The 17,890-nt window shown below is 58.6% G+C and carries 10 protein-coding genes; 1 reads left to right on the top strand and 9 read right to left on the bottom strand.

Annotation, left to right across the window (positions count from 1 at the left end; all coding sequences use genetic code 11):
- Positions 1 to 514 precede the first annotated feature (514 nt).
- The gene (locus AC2IAX_RS09135) at positions 515 to 1,465 is read left to right on the top strand and encodes a DUF72 domain-containing protein (RefSeq protein ID WP_494387247.1); all 951 of its coding nucleotides are present in this window, start codon (positions 515 to 517) and stop codon (positions 1,463 to 1,465) included.
- Between the two features lie 55 nt (positions 1,466 to 1,520).
- Here AC2IAX_RS09135 and AC2IAX_RS09130 read toward each other — a convergent pair whose 3' ends face one another.
- The 9 genes from AC2IAX_RS09130 to rpsT form a co-directional block, all read right to left on the bottom strand.
- On the bottom strand, positions 1,521 to 1,691 hold the full coding sequence (locus AC2IAX_RS09130; protein WP_190355568.1) for a hypothetical protein: 171 nt from the start codon (positions 1,689 to 1,691) through the stop codon (positions 1,521 to 1,523).
- A gap of 478 nt (positions 1,692 to 2,169) precedes the next feature.
- The gene (locus tag AC2IAX_RS09125; RefSeq protein WP_494387246.1) at positions 2,170 to 3,186 is read right to left on the bottom strand and encodes a hypothetical protein; all 1,017 of its coding nucleotides are present in this window, start codon (positions 3,184 to 3,186) and stop codon (positions 2,170 to 2,172) included.
- Positions 3,187 to 3,322: 136 nt separating this feature from the next.
- Entirely contained in the window at positions 3,323 to 5,044 is a 1,722-nt protein-coding gene (locus tag AC2IAX_RS09120; protein ID WP_494387245.1) for an Rqc2 family fibronectin-binding protein, read from the bottom strand.
- Positions 5,045 to 5,119: 75 nt separating this feature from the next.
- Entirely contained in the window at positions 5,120 to 6,250 is a 1,131-nt protein-coding gene (gene gcvT / locus AC2IAX_RS09115; protein WP_494387244.1) for a glycine cleavage system aminomethyltransferase GcvT, read from the bottom strand.
- 177 nt (positions 6,251 to 6,427) lie between these two features.
- On the bottom strand, positions 6,428 to 10,447 hold the full coding sequence (locus AC2IAX_RS09110; RefSeq protein ID WP_494387243.1) for a DNA-directed RNA polymerase subunit beta': 4,020 nt from the start codon (positions 10,445 to 10,447) through the stop codon (positions 6,428 to 6,430).
- Between the two features lie 95 nt (positions 10,448 to 10,542).
- Positions 10,543 to 12,621, bottom strand: a complete 2,079-nt coding sequence (locus AC2IAX_RS09105) for a DNA-directed RNA polymerase subunit gamma (protein ID WP_494387242.1) — start codon at positions 12,619 to 12,621, stop codon at positions 10,543 to 10,545.
- A gap of 99 nt (positions 12,622 to 12,720) precedes the next feature.
- Entirely contained in the window at positions 12,721 to 16,020 is a 3,300-nt protein-coding gene (rpoB, locus tag AC2IAX_RS09100; protein WP_494387241.1) for a DNA-directed RNA polymerase subunit beta, read from the bottom strand.
- 141 nt (positions 16,021 to 16,161) lie between these two features.
- Positions 16,162 to 16,971 (bottom strand): TatD family hydrolase, encoded by an 810-nt coding sequence (locus AC2IAX_RS09095; RefSeq protein ID WP_494390337.1) that lies wholly within the window; start codon positions 16,969 to 16,971, stop codon positions 16,162 to 16,164.
- 119 nt (positions 16,972 to 17,090) lie between these two features.
- Positions 17,091 to 17,381, bottom strand: a complete 291-nt coding sequence (rpsT, locus tag AC2IAX_RS09090; RefSeq protein WP_099534589.1) for a 30S ribosomal protein S20 — start codon at positions 17,379 to 17,381, stop codon at positions 17,091 to 17,093.
- Between the last annotated feature and the right edge of the window lie 509 nt (positions 17,382 to 17,890).

The raw sequence follows: 17,890 nt of genomic DNA, 5'->3' as shown, positions 1-17,890 counted from the left end.
TTGAGATAAATGTCCACAGCCTGATTTCAGGGTTTTTACGGACAAGATGCACTGATTTGGGTAATGGATAAAACTGTGAATCAACCATCGCCAAACGGTTCTGAGCTGGTGGTTGATGGAAGAGGATCAAACAGGGGCTAAGTTCTAAAATTCCCAAAAATTGCCCAAAATAAGCTCGAAATCCTGAAAAATTTGATTTTTCTCGACAATGATCGCCAAGAATTTTCTGAACGACGGTTTTCTAAATTTCAGAACAATCAATGCGACTCAGAACCTAGGAACCCAAACGAACGTAAATCAATCACGGTCGGTCTTTGGGCGTAATTTTGCCAGAATCGTTGACCTGTAATTGATGGTGAGTTGAGTCATGGGCGAGGGCTGCTGAATTGGGATGCAGCTTTACCCGTGACGGGTCATGCCCCCTGAAGGATCGTGGGACATTTTGGAGAAGCAATGATTGCAAGACAATCGGAAGGATCTATTTTGAAGGATCTATAGGGTATGACAATAGGGTATGGCGATCGATTGGCAATTTCGGCTCGGTTGTGCTGTGTGGTCTTATCCCGGTTGGGTGAGTTCCGTCTATCCTGCGGGAACTTCGGGGCAAAAAGCCCTGCGTTGTTATGGCGAGCGGTTTTGGACCGTTGAGGGCAACACGACGTTTTATGGTGTGCCAACGGCAGCCACGGTGCAGCGCTGGGGATCGTTGGTTCCCGATGGATTTCGCTTTTGCCTGAAGTTGCCTCGGGATGTGACCCATCTGGGGCCCTTGCTCGATCGCGGGCCAGCGGCGTTGGCCTTTGCGGAGCGGGCGGCGGCCTTGGGCGATCGGTGCGGGCCCTTGTTTGCCCAGCTTCCTCCTAGCTACGGCCCCAGCCAGAGTGCAGATTTGCGACAGTTTTTGAGTCAATGGCGACAGTCAACCGATGTCCCTTTGGCGTTGGAGGTGCGTCACCGGGATTGGTTTTTGCCCCATTGGCGCGATCGCCTCAACGGTTGGTTACGAGAGCTGGGAATGGGTCGGGTGGTGTTGGATACGCGGCCCATTTATCGGGGTCTGGATTTGGCCCGGGAAGATCCCCAACGGCAATCCCAACGGCGCAAACCGGATTTGCCGCTGCAAGCCTGTGTAACGGCGGAGTTCGCGATCGTCCGGTTCATTTCCCACCCGGAAGCCTGGCGCAATGAGGCTTATTTGTTGGAATGGCGCGATCGGGTGTTGCGCTGGCTGGAGCGAGGGGTGCAACTGTATTTTTTTGTCCATTGCCCGATCGAGGATCATTCGCCCCACACGGCCCGCCAGTTTCAGGCTCTGCTAGAGGCGGCGACGGTTCCGGCCGTGGCCGCGATCGCCCCTTTGCCTTGGAATCAGTTATCAGTCACCGAAGGCGCGGCCGCAATGGCCAGGGATCGGACTGGGGGCGATCGCTCCGGATCCCAAAACGATCAGCTTTCCCTGTTTTAGGGGGCCGTATTTTGAGGGAGCCGTATTTTGAGAGAAAGAGACCGCAGCGAAGCGACTACATCAGACCGGTGCGATCGACCAACAGGGCCACACCTGCCGAAAAGGCCGTAATGCCCATCGCGATCCAGGGGCTTTGACCAAAGGCCACCGCGAAGGACACGGCCACACCGGCCCCAACGGCAGCGGAAATAACACCAGTGACCAAATCTTTTTGCTCGGGTTGCATGGTTTTTTTCCTTGATGATTTCTTAAACAAAAGGCACTAATAAGAACCGCTAATGAGCGGTTGTGCTGTCCCAAATTACCATCCCGATTTCACTGGGCGTTTAGGGAAAGCCTGGCTTTGCAATTAACCTTTAATAAGCTTGAAAATTCTTGAAGTTTCGCGATAAAAATTCACACATTAGCCAAATTTTCGTCGATCAGAACGTAATAAACGGCAATGAATAAACGAATAACAGTTCCAATGCAGTCGCCTAAAAACGGGATCGCCAAGAGCCGATCGGTGAAATAGCCGTGAAATAGCTAGGGAGTTGGTCAACAGGCATCTAGGAGATAGAAAAACCGTGAAAGTCTGTGAAAAAGATAAGAAACGGTTGATTCAGAACAGGGTGGTTGAAACTGATCAATCAAAACTCATCTTCTATCCTAGGAACTGCTTTACAGGGTGGTTGAAACTGATCAATCAAAACTCATCTTCTATCCTAGGGACTGCTTTGGATAAAACGCAGCCCGCTGATGAGGGGTTCCCCATTGGGCGATCGCTCGATCGGGGCATGGGGCCCCGATGGGGTTGGGTAAAACAGCTCGACGGAACAAAGGGGTGCGGGTTGTTCCTCGCCCGCATCGTAGGGACAGCCATAGTACACCAGGCGATCGGCCAGGCGCTGGGTTTCGATCGGGCGAAAAGCTTGATTATTGTTCAAAATTCTGACGTAAGCTAAGGCGGCCACTTGGGAGATGGGCCGATAAAACGACAGGCTGTAGCTAACGGATTCCGTGCCATTCCGCTGTGCAATCAGAGACAGGTTGTTAAAGGGATAAATCCGCACCGAGCAGGGGGAGGTCACGTCATAAAACCCGCAGGCTCGATTCAGCGCTTGCACCTGTTGAAAGCGCGATCGATTGAAGGGTTGGCGACTGAAGCGCCCATCTTCCACATCCTCCAGAGGCTCCACTGGCTCAGACGCGGGTAAACCCGCCGGGGCAAGGGCTTCCGAAGTGATTTCCCATAGTTCCGCACGACAAGGGGCCGCCCCCCGATTGCAATTCTGGGGCCGCTGGCCGTCGGGGCCCACCTGATAGATTTGGGATCCTTCAATCAGAAGCCCCTGTTGATCATTCAGCCAAAGGGGATTGGAAAAGCGGCCGCGATACTCAATGGCGCGGTTGGCCGTGCCGTGGCGCTCAACGGTGGTGGTGTCATCTGGCTCGATCGTGATCGATTGCCCCGTGCCGCTGCCTCCCAAAAAGTTGAAGGAGCGCCGGCCAATGAAGGGAAGTGCGCTGGGCGCTTGGCTCAAGGGGCCCAGCCGATCAGTAACGGGGGCGCGGGGAAACGCGATGGCCCGGGGATGGCGGGGGGCGATCGCGCTTTGCATCCCAATGGCCTGAGCGGGCCCGGAACTCCACAAGCCCCACAACAGGGCGATCGGGAAAGCAAGACTTCGGCCCCGTTGGCTCCAAACCGATAGTGCGCCGTGATTCAACAAGAGATTCATAAATCGATGATGGCTTGGATAGCGGGCAGCCGGAAGAAGCAGGGGACGATCGCCCGGTCTGGCCCTAGGGTTGGACAGGATCTCCCGCAAGATGATCGAGCGTTTCGAGCGATCGCCCTTCAGCCCGACCAGATCCTTAGCCCGCCAGCGATCGCTGCGGTTGTCCCCAAATCACCCGCTCATGCTTGTAAATCACTAGCCCCGGCTTAGCACCCTTGGGTTTGTATAGATGCCGGGGTTCCGTGTAAATCACGGGAACCTGTTCTGCCTGCCGGGCCCGGCTGTAGCGGGCGGCCAGATCGGCGGTAAATTGCAAATCGGCGCGATCGGGCTGGGATCCCGCTGGCATCCGCAACAGCACGTGGCTACCGGGAATTTCCTGGGCATGGAACCACAAATCATAGGCCGTGGCCAACCGGAAGGAGAGCCGATCGTTCTGGGCGTTGTTGCGGCCAATCCAGACTTCATAGCCGCTGGGGGTGGTGAATTTGCGAAACCCTTCGCCGGGGTCGGGCAAGGCGCGACGATAGCCCGGATCCTCCAGGTAGCCTTCCTGCACCAGCTCATCGCGAATTTCTTCGAGGGCGCTCAGATCCTCGGGGCCACCGTAGTCCTCAAATTCACTGAGGCTTTCTTCCACCTCTTCCAGGTAGGCCAATTCACTGCGGGCGGCCATCAGCAACGGTTCGATCGCGCTGCGGGAGCGATCGAGCTTTTGATATTTTTTGTAGAGCTGTTGGGCGTTTTGCACGCCGGTTTTCGCCGGATCCAGGGCGATGGTCACGGGTGCGCCGGTCTCGAAGTCTGGCAGGCTGATCCGATCCATTCCCGGTTGCCAATGGTGTAGATGGGCCATCAACAGATCAGCCCGCGATCGAAACTGGTCGGCCTCGGCGGATTGGGCCAGGCGATCGGTAAATTCTTCAACTTTTTTGCGCAGCTTGCTGGCGAGGTTGCTCACCTTTTGCCGCAACTGTTGCCAAAGCCGCTGGAAGGCTTCCCGATCGAGCCGATCGCCATAGTAGCGATCGAGCAATTCTTGCACCGACGGGGCCGATCGCTGCTCCTGCCACCCCAGCACGTCGTAACCCGCTTCCGTCCAACCGGGCGCAAAGTCTCCCATCTCCAGCCGTTTCAGCCAGCCTTGCCAAACCTCAAACAGCCGCTGCTGGGTTGTTAGCTCCAGGGTTTCCACCGGTTTCTGAGGGTCAATTTCGGCCGCAGTCAGCAGGCTTTTAACCAACGGCGAGCTGAGGCCGCGATAGGTTTTCAGCAGTTGGCGACTGATGGGGCCAGGAATCAAGGAAACCCGCTCCCACCAGCGATCGAAGGATTCGGTTGGTTGCGGTGTGGCCTCCGTCAGTTTGGGCGGCGCACTGTAGCGATCGCCCGTTTGAATCGGCCGCACCCGCGACTGCTGGGCGCTCACCTGGTGGGCTGCGGTGACGATCGTGCCGTCCGCCGTGGTCAGAATGGCATTGCTGTACTTGCCCATAATTTCCACGTACAGGTGCCACAGGGGCGGATCGCCCGGCCGCTTAGCAAATTGCAAATCCACCACCCGCTCCCAGGGGGCCACCTCCGCAAAAGACACCAGGGCCAAGCCTTTCAGTTGATGCAACAACTGTTGGCTAAAGGTGAAGGTGTCCGGTTCCTTGGGCGGGGCGGCTCCGATGCAAAGCCGCGCCGCCTGGGGATGCCAGGAAATGCCCAACCAACCGCGCCGCTCGATCGTCCGCAGGCAAAGGTAAACCGTGAAGCGATCGCGCTGAAAAACCTGTTCCAAGCGGGCCGGTAACCAGTCGCGCCGCAGTTCCCACAAACTCGCTATCAGGGTGGTGTAATCAACGGGTTGCATGGGTCACTCTCGGGCGGGCAACGGATCAAGCGGCGGGTCAGGGCGATCGGGACGATCGGGCCAATAGGCAAACCACTAGGGTTTGGGACGGCGGTAGAAGGGGCGATTGACCACCTCAGCGGTGATGAATTTATTCCGAATTTGCACCTCCAAGGCTTGCCCCACTTCCGCCAGGGCCGTGGGCACGTAGGCCAGGGCGATCGGGCGACTGAGGGTGGGGGAAAATGTCCCGCTGGTGACGATGCCCACCGGCTCGCCCTGGTGCAACACCGGGTAATCGTGGCGGGCAATGTGGCGATCGGGCAAGCTCAACCCCACCAGGCGGCGGGGAATACCGGCCGCCTGTTGAGCCTCCAAGGCCGCCCGCCCGATGAAGTCTCCCTTGCGATCGAGATGCACCAGCCAATCTAAGCTGCCTTCAAAGGGCGTGGTTTCCTCGGTGATGTCCTGGCCATAGAGGGCCATGGCCGCTTCCAAACGCAGGGTATCGCGGGATCCCAGCCCACAAGGAGCCACGCCCGCTTCAATTAACCGTTGCCAAAGCCGTTGGCCCGCCTCCAGATCCAGCATGATTTCAAAGCCATCTTCACCGGTGTAGCCGGTGCGGGCCATGAAAACGGGATCGGTTCCCAGGTGCGTGCGAATCGATCGATAGAACTTCAATTGTCCCAAATCCGCCGTGATCCAGGGTTGCAGGGTGGCGGCGGCGGTTGGGCCCTGCACCGCAATCAGGATTTGCTCGGGCGATTGATCAATAACCGTCACCGCCGGATCCAGGTGAGCTGCCAACCAAGCCAGATCCTTGGCCGTGGTGGCAGCGTTAATGATCACCGTGGCCCGATCGATCCCTTCGCTATAGACAATCAGGTCATCCACAATGCCGCCCTGTTCATTCAGCAGCACCGTATATTTCCCTTGCCCCGGCTGGAGCGGGCTGAGATCGCTGGGCACTAACTGCCCTAAGGCTGTTTGCCAGGGGCCTTGCAGTGCCAGCTTGCCCATGTGAGAAATGTCAAAACAGCCCACACCCGATCGCACGGTTCGGTGCTCTTCCATCAGGCCAGCAAACTGCACTGGCATTTCCCAACCGCCAAAGCCGGTCATTTTTGCGCCCAACTCAACACAGGCGGCAAACAAGGGGGTACGGCGTAGCTCGATCGCGCTCAAGGGATTGTCCTCAAGGGTAGAAATTGGGGCTTTTCCCATTATGCCGGGTTGCTCACGCCGCCATCAAAAAGGAGCGATCCCATGATCTGGATCGCTCCTCGGAATGACGCTTAATCAGGATGCATCAAGCGGCTGCATCCAATTGCTGAGGTTGGGCGCTGCCCCCATGACCCGCTCCCCGATCGAGCCGAGCGATCGGGTCACAGGGCTGAACACCTAGTCTTCCTCATCGAAATCTTCACCGCCGTCGGTGTAGCTCTCTTCCTCTTCCTCATCGCCGCCGCTGGTGTAGCGGCTGCCGTAGCTGCCACCAATGTCCTCATCATCAATGATCGCCGGGTTGCGACTCAGACCATAGGCCGCCTCAGCTCCCAGGTCGATCGTCCCTTCCAGCTCATAGGCCCGCGCCGTGCGATCGTCCAGCACCACATCGGCCAGTTCCCCATCGTCGCCGTAGAGCGGATCGGTCAGGGTATAGCCCGTGGTTTCGTAGGGGCTAATTTCATCCACCAGGCCTTCTTCGTAGGCATTGAAGCCCGTACCCGCCGGAATCAGACGACCGATGATCACGTTTTCCTTCAGGCCACGCAGCCAATCGGATTTGCCCTCGATCGCCGCCTCCGTCAGCACCCGCGTGGTTTCTTGGAAACTGGCCGCCGAAATGAAACTGTCCGTGTTCAGCGAAGCCTTGGTGATCCCCAACAGCACGGGCGTGTAAAGGGCCGGAGCCGCGCCGGTAATTGACATGGCTTCGTTGACCCGCTCCACCTGTTGCAGTTCCACCAACTCACCCGGCAGCATCGTCGTATCGCCACCGTCATCGATCCGCACCTTGGAGGTCATCTGCCGCACAATCACTTCAATGTGCTTGTCGGAGATTTCAATTCCCTGGGATTGGTACACGGACTGTACTTCATCCACCAGGAACTTCTGCACCCGCTGCAAGCTGTCGAGGGCCGCTTCGTAGGGCGACATCAACTCCGCGTAGTAGTTGTAGAAGATTTCCAGGGTTTCGTGGGGGTTGGCCGGGCCGTCGGTCAGCGGTTCCGCCACGTTCGCCGCTTGACCATCGACCACCTGCACGTTTTGGCCGGCTCGAATCGGGTATTCCGCCAAGGTGCCATCGTTCTCGATGATCTTGACTTCCACCGTGTCATCTTCCCCATAGACCACTTGGGCCGTACCGGGACGACGGGCCAACACGCAGGCTTCCTTGGGCTTCCGGGCTTCCAGCAGTTCCTCAATCCGGGGCAGACCCTGGATGATGTCTCCGGTTTTGGTGCGCTCAAACACCAGCAGCACGAGGTTGTCACCCCGCTGCACCAGGTCGCCATCGTCAATGTGCAACACGGCTTGGGAGGACACGCGGTAGGGGCGTGCCACCCGCAACACCACGTGATCTTCCCCGATCGACAGCACTTGGCCCGATTCGGTGCTGACCTGACCGGGGGCAATTTCGCTCTTGCCCGCCACCACCAGGTCATCCACCTTCACGGTTGGGGCTTCTTGGGTTGCCACCGTCAACTGATCGGTGGGGCGCATGATCAACAACCGTCGCAGGCTTTCACCATCGCCGCGAATACCGCGCACTTCCCCGCCGTCTTTGGCTTGGATTTCGGTGCGGGCCACCACGGCTCCCGGATCCACCCGATCGCCGTCCTTCACCAGCAGCCGCGTGTGGGTGCTGCCCTGGGTCGGATCCGCCGACACGTCCCGCCGCACCACCAGGGATTCCAAAATCACCAGTTGCAGGCGCTTGATCTCTTCGTCCGTGGGATCATCCACCAGTTCAATATCGGCGGCCAACTGCGGCGTACCCTTATCCATTTCCAGGATCAGTTGGGTGCGCAGCAGGTCAATCCCTTCCACGGACTTAACCCGCTCACCGTCCTTGAACGGAATCCGCTGCACGGCCCGCAGTTTGATCGATCGCCCGGCTTCTTCGGCGGAATCTTGGCTCGGCACGGCCGGCTCATCGGGCACGGTGAATTCAATCACCGGCCGCAGCAACAGCCCGGACCCTTCCGGCGTTTCCACATATTCCACACAAACCAGCTCTTCGGCCGGCAAGCCCGGAATGATGTCTTGGCCGGGGGTGATGATTTGCCCATCGACGGTGGCCACCAAGTCCGGATCATCGACCATCCGCAGGTCACCGGGCTTGATCGAAATTTCCCGCAGAATGTCGTTCTTTTGGATCACTTCCACGATCCCGGCGCTCTGGCAGAAGATGTCTTTGACAATCTCCGTGCCCGCTTCCACATATTGACCGTCTTCCACCATCAACAGGGAGATGTCCTTGTTGATTTCGTGGGTTTCTTCGGGAATCCAAAGCAGCGTGCCCCCTTGGAGCACCTCATAGCCCTGTTTGCCCTTGGCTTTTTTAGCCACTTCCACGCCGGAGTAGCGCAGAATCCCGCCGGTGCTGGTGCGGTAGTGATCGTCAATCAGCTCGGCCACCACTTGGTTGTGCAACACCTTGGTGCCGGGGGTGGCAATCAGGGAGAACAGTTGTCCCCGATCGGTCTCAATCAGGTAGTGATCACGACCTTGGGCGCTTTCGGTGCGGATCCGAGCTTCGTTCAGCAACACCGAGGCGGTGATGATTTCAATTTCCCGGCTGCCGGCCTTGCCGTCGGCCTCGGCCACCTCGATCGGGAGGCGCACCACCCCGCCATGTTCCGTCACCAGGCGAGTTTCCGCCAAAATGCTGTTGGCTTCTACCACGCTGCCATTTTTGACCGTGGGTTCAGCCCCCGGCGGCAGGTTGTAGACTTCCCCAGACAGCACCCAAATCAGCCCACTCCGTTGAGCAATCCGGGTGGTGTTGCCCTGGCGGTCTTTTTTCTCTTCGGGATAGACTCCATCGAACAGCACCTCACCGGCCATGTCCGAAGGCACGTCTTTGGTGGCTTTTTCCGTGGATTTCCGGGTGGTGCGCCCTTGGGCTTGCACCTCCACCAGCATTTGGCCCAGCTTCACTTCCTCGCCGCTGCGGGCAATCAGGATCGAACCTTGGCTGGCTTCAAAGGTTTCCTTTTTGCCGCTGGCTTCCACGGTGAGTTTGGTAGGCGCTTCCAGCAACAGGGCATCTTCCCCGTGGCGGGTACGGAAGGAGCGGGCCCGTAGATTTTTGGGATATTTGACCACCCCATCAAAGGGCGCACGAATTTGACCGGCCACTTCCCCGGTGAAAACACCCCCCGTGTGGAAGGTGCGCATGGTGAGCTGGGTCCCGGGTTCCCCGATCGACTGGGCGGCAATAATTCCCACCGCTTCGCCCATGTCCACCATGCTGCCGTGGGCCAAGCTCCAGCCATAGCACTTTTGGCAGACCGATCGGGCCGCTTCACAGGTCAGGGGCGATCGGACGATCACCTCTTCCACGCCCGCCGCTTCGATTTCCTTGGCCAACTCATCGGAAATGTCTTGGTTGCGGGCCGCCAGCACCTCGCCGGTTTGCGGATGAACCACATCCACCGCCACCACCCGACCCAACAGCCGGGAGCTAATCGGAATCAGGATTTTTTCATCGTCGGTCATGGCCCGAACCGGAATTCCCCGCTCCGTGCCGCAATCGGTTTCCCGAATGATCGTGTCCTGGGACACGTCCACCAATCGGCGCGTTAGGTAGCCGGAGTCCGCCGTGCGCAATGCCGTGTCCACCAACCCCTTACGGGCCCCGTAGGAGGAAATGATGTATTCGGTAACGGTCAGCCCTTCGCGGAAGTTGGTTTTAATCGGCAAGTCGATGATTTCCCCTTGGGGGTTGGCCATCAAGCCGCGCATCCCCACCAACTGGCGCACCTGGGACAGGTTCCCCCGTGCCCCGGAGAAGGCCATCATGTAGACAGAGTTCAGGGGATCGTTGGCCTCGAAGTTGCGTACCACCTCATCTTTCAGGTTTTCGCTGGTGCCGTTCCAGGTGTCGATTACCTTTTGGAAGCGCTCCACTTCCGTGATTTCCCCGCGCACATATTTGGTTTCCGTGCGGCGGATTTCCTCTTCTGCGGCTTCCAGTAGTTGGCGCTTAATGGGCGGAATTTGCAGGTCATCGACGCTAATCGAGACCCCGGCGCGGGTGGCGAATTTAAAGCCCAGATCCTTCAGGGCATCGGCGAGCTGGGAGGTGCGGGCCGTCCCATAGTGGGTAAAGGCCCAGGCAATCAGGTTCCGCAGTTGACCCTTACGGATCACGCGGTTGTAAAAGATGGGTTGGGTCGGTTGGTCAGCCATGATCGGTTCGATCTTGTTGCGGTGATGGGGCCAGGCGGGGAAAGGCGATCGCCCCGATCGGGGCCAGGGCCAACGGGGCGATCGCGCAGGCTGGATTAGCCGATGCTGAGGACAGCCTGTTGAATCGTTTGGTTCAGCAAAATGCGACCCGGTGTGGTGCGGATATATTGGGTCAGCAGTTCACCATCGCACTCGCGCCGGAGGCTGAGGGGGCGGCGGGTCTTTTTGCCCAGGGTGATGGTGGTGGCGGTGCTGCCTGCGGGAATCGTCACGGACTCGGCCGGCTGGGCCACCCGAATCGTCACCTGCTCCGGCGTAATCCGAATCACTTGCCCCGTGGCCGGCGCGCTCACACCGGCCGCCAAGGCCGTGCCTTCGACCACCACATGGCCATTGTTAATCACGGGGGTTTCACCATTCAGGGATACATCGATGGTGTCTTCGCCCACCATCACCCACTGCTCCCCAACTCCCTCGTCATGCTCCACGGGGCCGTTGTATTGCACCCAAACATAGGTATGGAGACCCACCTTGCCCCGATCGTAGGCGATCGTCGCATCATCCAGGCTGGCAAAGTAGCGCAGCACATCGGCTTTCTGGTTCGGGTTTTCGGCCGTTAGGTAGTAACAGCCCAACACCATGTCTTGGCTAGGGGTAATAATCGGGCGACCCGTAGCCGGGGACAGCACATTGTTAGAAGCGAGCATCAGCAAGCGCGCTTCCGCCTGAGCTTCCAAAGATAGGGGCACGTGTACCGCCATTTGGTCGCCGTCAAAGTCCGCGTTAAAGGCCGGACAGACCAGCGGGTGCAACTGAATAGCGCGCCCATCCACCAGAATCGGTTCAAAGGCCTGAATCCCCAACCGGTGCAGGGTCGGAGCGCGGTTCAGCATCACCGGGTGGCCGTCAATCACCTCTTCCAGCACATCCCAAACAGCGGGATCGTTGCGCTGGATCATCTTCTTGGCGGCCTTGATGTTGTTGACCAGACCTTGCTTAATCAGCCGGTGAATCACGAAGGGCTGGAACAGCTCGATCGCCATTTCCCGAGGCAGACCGCATTGGTGAATCTTCAGATTCGGCCCCACCACGATTACGGAACGGCCGGAGTAGTCCACCCGTTTACCCAGCAGGTTTTGGCGGAACCGACCCTGTTTCCCTTCAATGATGTCCGACAGGGACTTCAGGGGGCGGTTGTTGGCTCCCACCACTGTTCGACCCCGCCGACCGTTATCGATCAGCGCATCCACGGCTTCCTGCAACATCCGCTTTTCGTTACGGACGATGATTTCCGGAGCCAGGATCTCTTGCAAACGAGCCAACCGGTTGTTGCGGTTAATCACCCGACGATAGAGATCGTTCAAGTCCGAGGTGGCAAAGCGACCGCCATCCAACTGCACCATCGGGCGCAGGTCGGGCGGAATCACCGGAATCACATCCAGCACCATCCACTCGGCCTTCGCCCCGGTAGCCACAAAGTTGTCAATCACCCGCAGGCGCTTGATCAACTTAGCCCGCTTTTGTCCCTTGGCCGTGGCGATTTCTTCCCGCAGGCGCTCGGCTTCCTGCTCCAGGGGAATATCCTGCAACAGGCGCTGAATCGCTTCGGCCCCGATGCCCACTTCCACGCCTTCGAGGTCTGAATCATCGGCGTAGAGGCGGTCTTCAATCTCAATCCACTGCTCTTCGCTTAGCAGTTGCTTGTAGCTGAGATCCGCCGCATTGCCCGGATCAAGCACCACGTAGGAGTTGAAATACACCACCTGCTCCACATCGCGCAGGGGCATATCCAACAGGATTGCCATGTAACTGGGGATCCCCTTCAGGTACCAGACGTGGGTCACCGGGGCCGCCAGTTTGATGAAGCCCATCCGGTGACGACGCACCCGCGATTCGGTCACTTCCACGCCGCAACGTTCGCAGACAATACCGCGGTGGCGCACCCGCTTGTATTTGCCACAGTGGCATTCCCAATCCTTGGCGGGGCCAAAAATCCGCTCGCAGAATAGCCCGTCCATTTCGGGCTTCAGGGTGCGGTAGTTGATCGTTTCGGGCTTGGTCACTTCACCGACGATTTGACCATTGGGCAAGGTACGCTCGCCCCATTGGCGAATCCGCTCGGGCGAGGCGATGCCGATCTTTACGTAGTCAAAGCGCTGCTTGAGTTTCGACATGGTTGTTCGGTGACGGTGGGCAATCAGCAGGCAAACGGGAATGGGTCGATCGCCCCAGAGAAGCAATTAAGGGGGCGATCGATCCGCAGAACTCACACCTTACTCGTCGTCAAACCCTTCACGGGCAAACACTTCGTAAGTGGGACGGGTGGGCGCACGGCGAACACCGGGGATATCGATCATCAGGTCTACCTCCACATCGCGGCTGGTGCCGTCGTCTTGGATTTCGCTCTTGTGGACGGCGATGTCCAGGCAGAGGGACTGCAACTCGCGCATCAGCACCTTGAAGGATTCCGGCGTGCCGGGGCGCGGGATCGCTTTGCCCTTGACGATCGCGTTGAGGGCTTCGTTGCGGCCCTGCATGTCGTCGGACTTGACCGTCAACAGCTCTTGCAGAATGTAGGCAGCCCCGAAGGCTTCCAGGGCCCACACTTCCATTTCCCCGAATCGCTGACCGCCCTGTTGGGCCTTACCGCCGAGGGGCTGTTGGGTTACCAGCGAGTAGGGGCCGGTGCTGCGGGCGTGGATCTTGTCATCGACCAAGTGGACTAGCTTCAGCATGTAGCCCTTGCCGACGGTGACGGGGCGATCGAACGGTTCTCCCGTCCGGCCGTCGTAGACCGTGATTTTGCCGGGATTCGTCGGCTCAAACAGCCAGTCCTTGCCGGTTTCGTCGCGGGCTTCCTGCAACTTGCCATGCACCGCCAAGCGGGAGGCTTCTGCCCCGTACATTTCGTCAAAGGGCGTGACCTTGAAGCGCATCCCCAACTGCTCACCGGCCCAACCCAGCAAGCACTCAAACACCTGACCCACGTTCATCCGGGAGGGCACCCCTAGCGGGTTCAACACCACATCGACCGGGCTACCGTCGGGCAAGAAAGGCATATCTTCCACGGGCAGGATCTTGGAGATGATCCCCTTGTTGCCGTGGCGGCCAGCCATCTTGTCGCCCACTTGGATTTTCCGCTTTTGGGCCACGTAAACCCGCACGACCATGTTCGCGCCTGGGGGCAGCTCGTCGCCCTGCTCTCGGGTAAATACCCGCACATCAACAACGCGCCCCTTTTCACCATTGGGCACGCGCAGGGAGTTGTCGCGCACGTCCCGAGCCTTCTCGCCGAAGATTGCCCGCAGTAGTTTTTCTTCCGGCGGTTGATCCGATTCACCCTTGGGCGTGACTTTGCCGACCAGGATGTCACCGGATTCCACCCAAGCGCCGATCCGGATGATGCCGTGCTCGTCCAGTTGCCGCAGGGCATCTTCCCCGACGTTGGGAATTTCGCGGGTGATTTCTTCGGGGCCGAGCTTGGTTTGGCGGGCTTCAATCTCGAATTTTTCAACGTGGATCGAGGTATAGACATCCTCGGCCACCAGGCGCTCACTGATTAGGATTGCGTCTTCGTAGTTGTAGCCTTCCCAGGGCATGTAAACGACGGTGACGTTTTGCCCCAGGGCCAGCTCGCCGCCTTCAGTGGAAGAGCCGTCGGCCAGCACTTGCCCCGCCACGACGCGCTCGCCACTGTAGACCAAGGGGCGCTGGTTCAAGCAGGTGTCCTGGTTCGATCGCTGGTATTTTTGCAACTCGTATTCCAGGATGTTGCCGTCCGGATCCTTGACGCGGATTTCCTTCGCGGACACGTAGACCACTTCCCCAGCGGTGCGAGAGACGATCACCATCCCCGAGTCGCGGGCGGCCTGGGCTTCCAGACCCGTGCCCACCAAGGGGCGTTCGGGCCGCAACAGGGGCACGGCTTGCCGTTGCATGTTCGATCCCATCAGGGCCCGGTTTGCGTCGTCATGCTCCAGGAACGGAATCAAAGACGTGGCTACCGAGATGATTTGTACCGGGGAAACGGCGATGTAGTCCACCTGGTCAGGGGTGGTGGTGGTGAACTCCTGGCGGTAGCGCACGGGCACCGATTCCCCGAGGATGTAGCCGTTTTCGTCCATGGGCACATCCCCAGGCGCGACGCGCACATCGTCCTCTTCGTCGGCAGTCATGTAGATCGGCCGGCGATCGAGCCGGACGCGGCCATTTTCCACCGGGAAGACCGGGGTGGTAATGAATCCGTAGGGGTTGACGCGGGCATGGGTCGCCAAGGAACCAATCAAACCGGCGTTCGGGCCTTCCGGCGTTTCGATCGGGCAGATCCGGCCATGGTGGCTGGGGTGAATGTCGCGCACCGCAAAGCCCGCCCGCTCCCGGGTCAGACCACCGGGGCCCAAGGCGCTGAGGCGACGCTTGTGGGTCAACTCCGCCAAGGGATTGGTCTGATCCATGAACTGGGACAGTTGGCTGGAGCCGAAGAACTCCTTAATCGCCGCCACCAGGGGTTTCGGGTTCACCAAGGAAGCGGGCGTTAGGGAATCCGCATCGGAAACGGTCATCCGTTCGCGAATGATCCGCTCCAATCGGTTCAAGCCGACGCGCACTTGGTTTTGCAGCAGTTCACCGACCGATCGCACCCGGCGGTTACCCAGGTGGTCGATGTCATCGGTGCTGCCCAGGTCAAATTCCAGGTTGATCAGGTAGTCGATCGCCGACAGGATATCCTGCGGAGTCAGCACGCGCACTGTGTCGGGAATGTTCAGGTGCAGCTTGCGGTTGATCTTGTAGCGGCCCACCTTGCCCAGGTCGTAGCGCTTGGGATCAAAGAAGCGTGAATCCAACAGTTGCTGACCGCCAGAAACCGTCGGCGGTTCGCCCGGCCGCAGCTTGCGGTACAGCTCCATCAGCGCTTCTTCTTCGGAGAAGTCGCCTTCTTTCTCGATCGTCCGTTGGAAATATTCCGGGTGACGCAGCCCATCGAGAATTTCCGCCGTCGTCCAACCCAGGGCCTTCAGCAGCACTTGGGCCGACAGTTTGCGGGTCTTATCGATCCGCACCCAAACCATGTCGTTTTTGTCGGTCTCGAACTTCAGCCAAGCGCCCCGGTTGGGAATCAAGCTAGCCGAATAGGTGCGGCGACCGCTCTTGTCGATTTCGAACTTGTAGTAAACGCCGGGGCTACGGACGATCTGATTCACGATCACCCGTTCCGCGCCGTTGATGATGAAGGTTCCCCGCTCCGTCATCAGGGGCAGATCGCCAATAAAGACTTCCTGCTCCTTGATTTCGCCGGTTTCCTTGTTGATCAACCGGGTCGGCACATACATTTGCACCGAATAGGTGGCATCCCGCCGCTTGGCTTCATCAACGTCGTATTTGGGCCGCTTCAGCTTGTAGTTTTTGCCGATGAAGTGCAGCTCCAACTTGCCGGTATAGTCCGTGATCGGGGAGAAGCTATCGAGTTCTTCGATCAGGCCTTCTTCGAGGAACCAACGGAAGCTGGCCCGTTGAATTTCAATCAGGTCGGGCAGCAGAAACGAAGGGGTCGTGGTCGCGAGTTTGTCGGTCATGCGTCTCCTGGGGGCGGTGATGCCAAGTGCAAACCCGTTGGCAGATGGAACGCGGGCAGCAAAACAGCAGCAAAACAACGGTGACCGGGCCTGACTAAGGGGCGAATCGCAGGGGCGATCGCCCGGCCCGGCTGCGGGGCCCTAGGCGAGGGCCAGGGCGGGAACGGTGGGTTCGATCGACTGGGGCAGTCGGAACAACTGGCGAGCATTGGCGCTGGTCTGCTCACCCAGGGCGATCGGGTCAAGATTCCGCAGGGCGGCTACCTGGTTGAGCACCGAAACCACGTAGGCCGGTTCATTGCGACGACCGCGATGGGGCACGGGAGCCAAAAACGGGCAATCCGTTTCCACCAACAGGCGATCGAGCGGCACCACCTTGGCGGATTCCTGAATGTCTGGGGCATTCTTGAAAGTGACCGTGCCGCTGAAGCTGATGTGAAATCCGAGTTCCACAAACTGCAAAGCCTGCTGAGGGGTACCTCCCCAGCAGTGCAAAACTCCCGCCGGACAACCCGGGCGATCGCGCAGAAACTCAAGCATTTCCTCCGCAGCGTCGCGGCAATGGATAATCACCGGCAGACCCAAATCGCTGGCCAAATCGAGCTGGGCCCCAAAGGCCGCAAACTGCACTTGATGGGCCGTTGATTTGTAGAAGTCGAGACCGGTTTCGCCAATGGCCACCACCTTTGAATCCGATTGAGCCAAGGTGCGAATTTGCTCGCCCAACGCCTCTTGCCACTGATGTTCCGCCTCCAGTGGGTGTAGCCCAACGGCGAAAAACACTTCAGGGCAAGCTTGGGCGATCGCCTGAATCGCCCCAAACTCGCCCGGATGCACACAAGCGTGAACCAACGCGTCAACGCCGGCCGCCAACCAACGCTGGCGAACGGCGCTGAAATCATCACTAAAGTTGGGAAAATTAACGTGAACGTGCGTGTCGATCGCTTTCACGGCGCGTTTACCCACCTCGACTACGGCTAAGGGTTAATGCTTGGGATCTCAGCCCAGCAGTCTCAGTCAGCGATGGACAACGCACCAAGGGTGGCGAGGCCCCATCGCCTAACCAACCCTTAAGCAGCGACAGCCTTCTTCAGGTAGCTGGCCAACTTCGACTTTTTGCGCGCAGCGTTGTTGCGGTGATAAACACCCCGCTTCACGGCCTTGTCAATTTTGCTGGCGGCGTTGGACAGATTTGCTTGGACGGCTTCCAGGGCTTCCGGCGAAGGGTTGGCCGCGTAAGCATCCACCGACGACAGATATTTCTTGGTCAGGGTTCGCACCGCCGACTTATAAGCTTTATTACGCAGTCGATTACGCTCTGCGATCTGAACGCGCTTGATTGCAGACTTAATATTAGCCACGGTCGATCTCTTAGGATTTCGATTGCAACGTTGACACTAGATTCCCATGCCTGGGCAAGGGGGACACCCAAACCAGAGGATTTGGGTTCTTGCTTGTTTCTCGTGGTCGAGTCTTCCGCGCCTTCGTTCTAGGATGAGACCAGGAAAAGTCTCAGGGTCGCTCCGCAGGCTGACACCGCTACAATGAGCGGTCAAGAAGCATCGGCACTGGTTCCTTGGGCCCGGTGAGTCGTGACGCTGGTGAGCAAGAAAAAATTTCGGCTCTGGCAGTCACCCTTTGGCAAGGCTGGACAAGGAGAGATTGGACGGTGTTGGAACTGCCCGGCGATCCATAATAACACCCACTGCCGGAACTCGTGCAAAGAACTCCGGAATTTTGTTAAAAAATGTTTTAATACTCACCGCATTCGCCCGGCGATCGGGACTCTGGCGCGATCACTTTTTAACCCTTGCTCTCAGGAGACAAGGTTTTCAGGCTGCCGAGTGTTTCTATAATGATGACTACGCCG

Source organism: Limnothrix sp. HT2024 (assembly GCF_059138625.1).
This window is presented reverse-complemented; position numbering and strand designations above follow the sequence as displayed.

Coding starts and splice junctions, on each gene's coding strand:
- AC2IAX_RS09130 (WP_190355568.1), bottom strand. CDS start 1,691: ATGCAACCCGAGCAAAAAGATTTGGTCACTGGTGTTATTTCCGCTGCC.
- AC2IAX_RS09105 (WP_494387242.1), bottom strand. CDS start 12,621: ATGTCGAAACTCAAGCAGCGCTTTGACTACGTAAAGATCGGCATCGCC.
- AC2IAX_RS09110 (WP_494387243.1), bottom strand. CDS start 10,447: ATGGCTGACCAACCGACCCAACCCATCTTTTACAACCGCGTGATCCGT.
- AC2IAX_RS09125 (WP_494387246.1), bottom strand. CDS start 3,186: ATGAATCTCTTGTTGAATCACGGCGCACTATCGGTTTGGAGCCAACGG.
- AC2IAX_RS09135 (WP_494387247.1), top strand. CDS start 515: ATGGCGATCGATTGGCAATTTCGGCTCGGTTGTGCTGTGTGGTCTTAT.
- rpoB (WP_494387241.1), bottom strand. CDS start 16,020: ATGACCGACAAACTCGCGACCACGACCCCTTCGTTTCTGCTGCCCGAC.
- AC2IAX_RS09120 (WP_494387245.1), bottom strand. CDS start 5,044: ATGCAACCCGTTGATTACACCACCCTGATAGCGAGTTTGTGGGAACTG.
- gcvT (WP_494387244.1), bottom strand. CDS start 6,250: ATGGGAAAAGCCCCAATTTCTACCCTTGAGGACAATCCCTTGAGCGCG.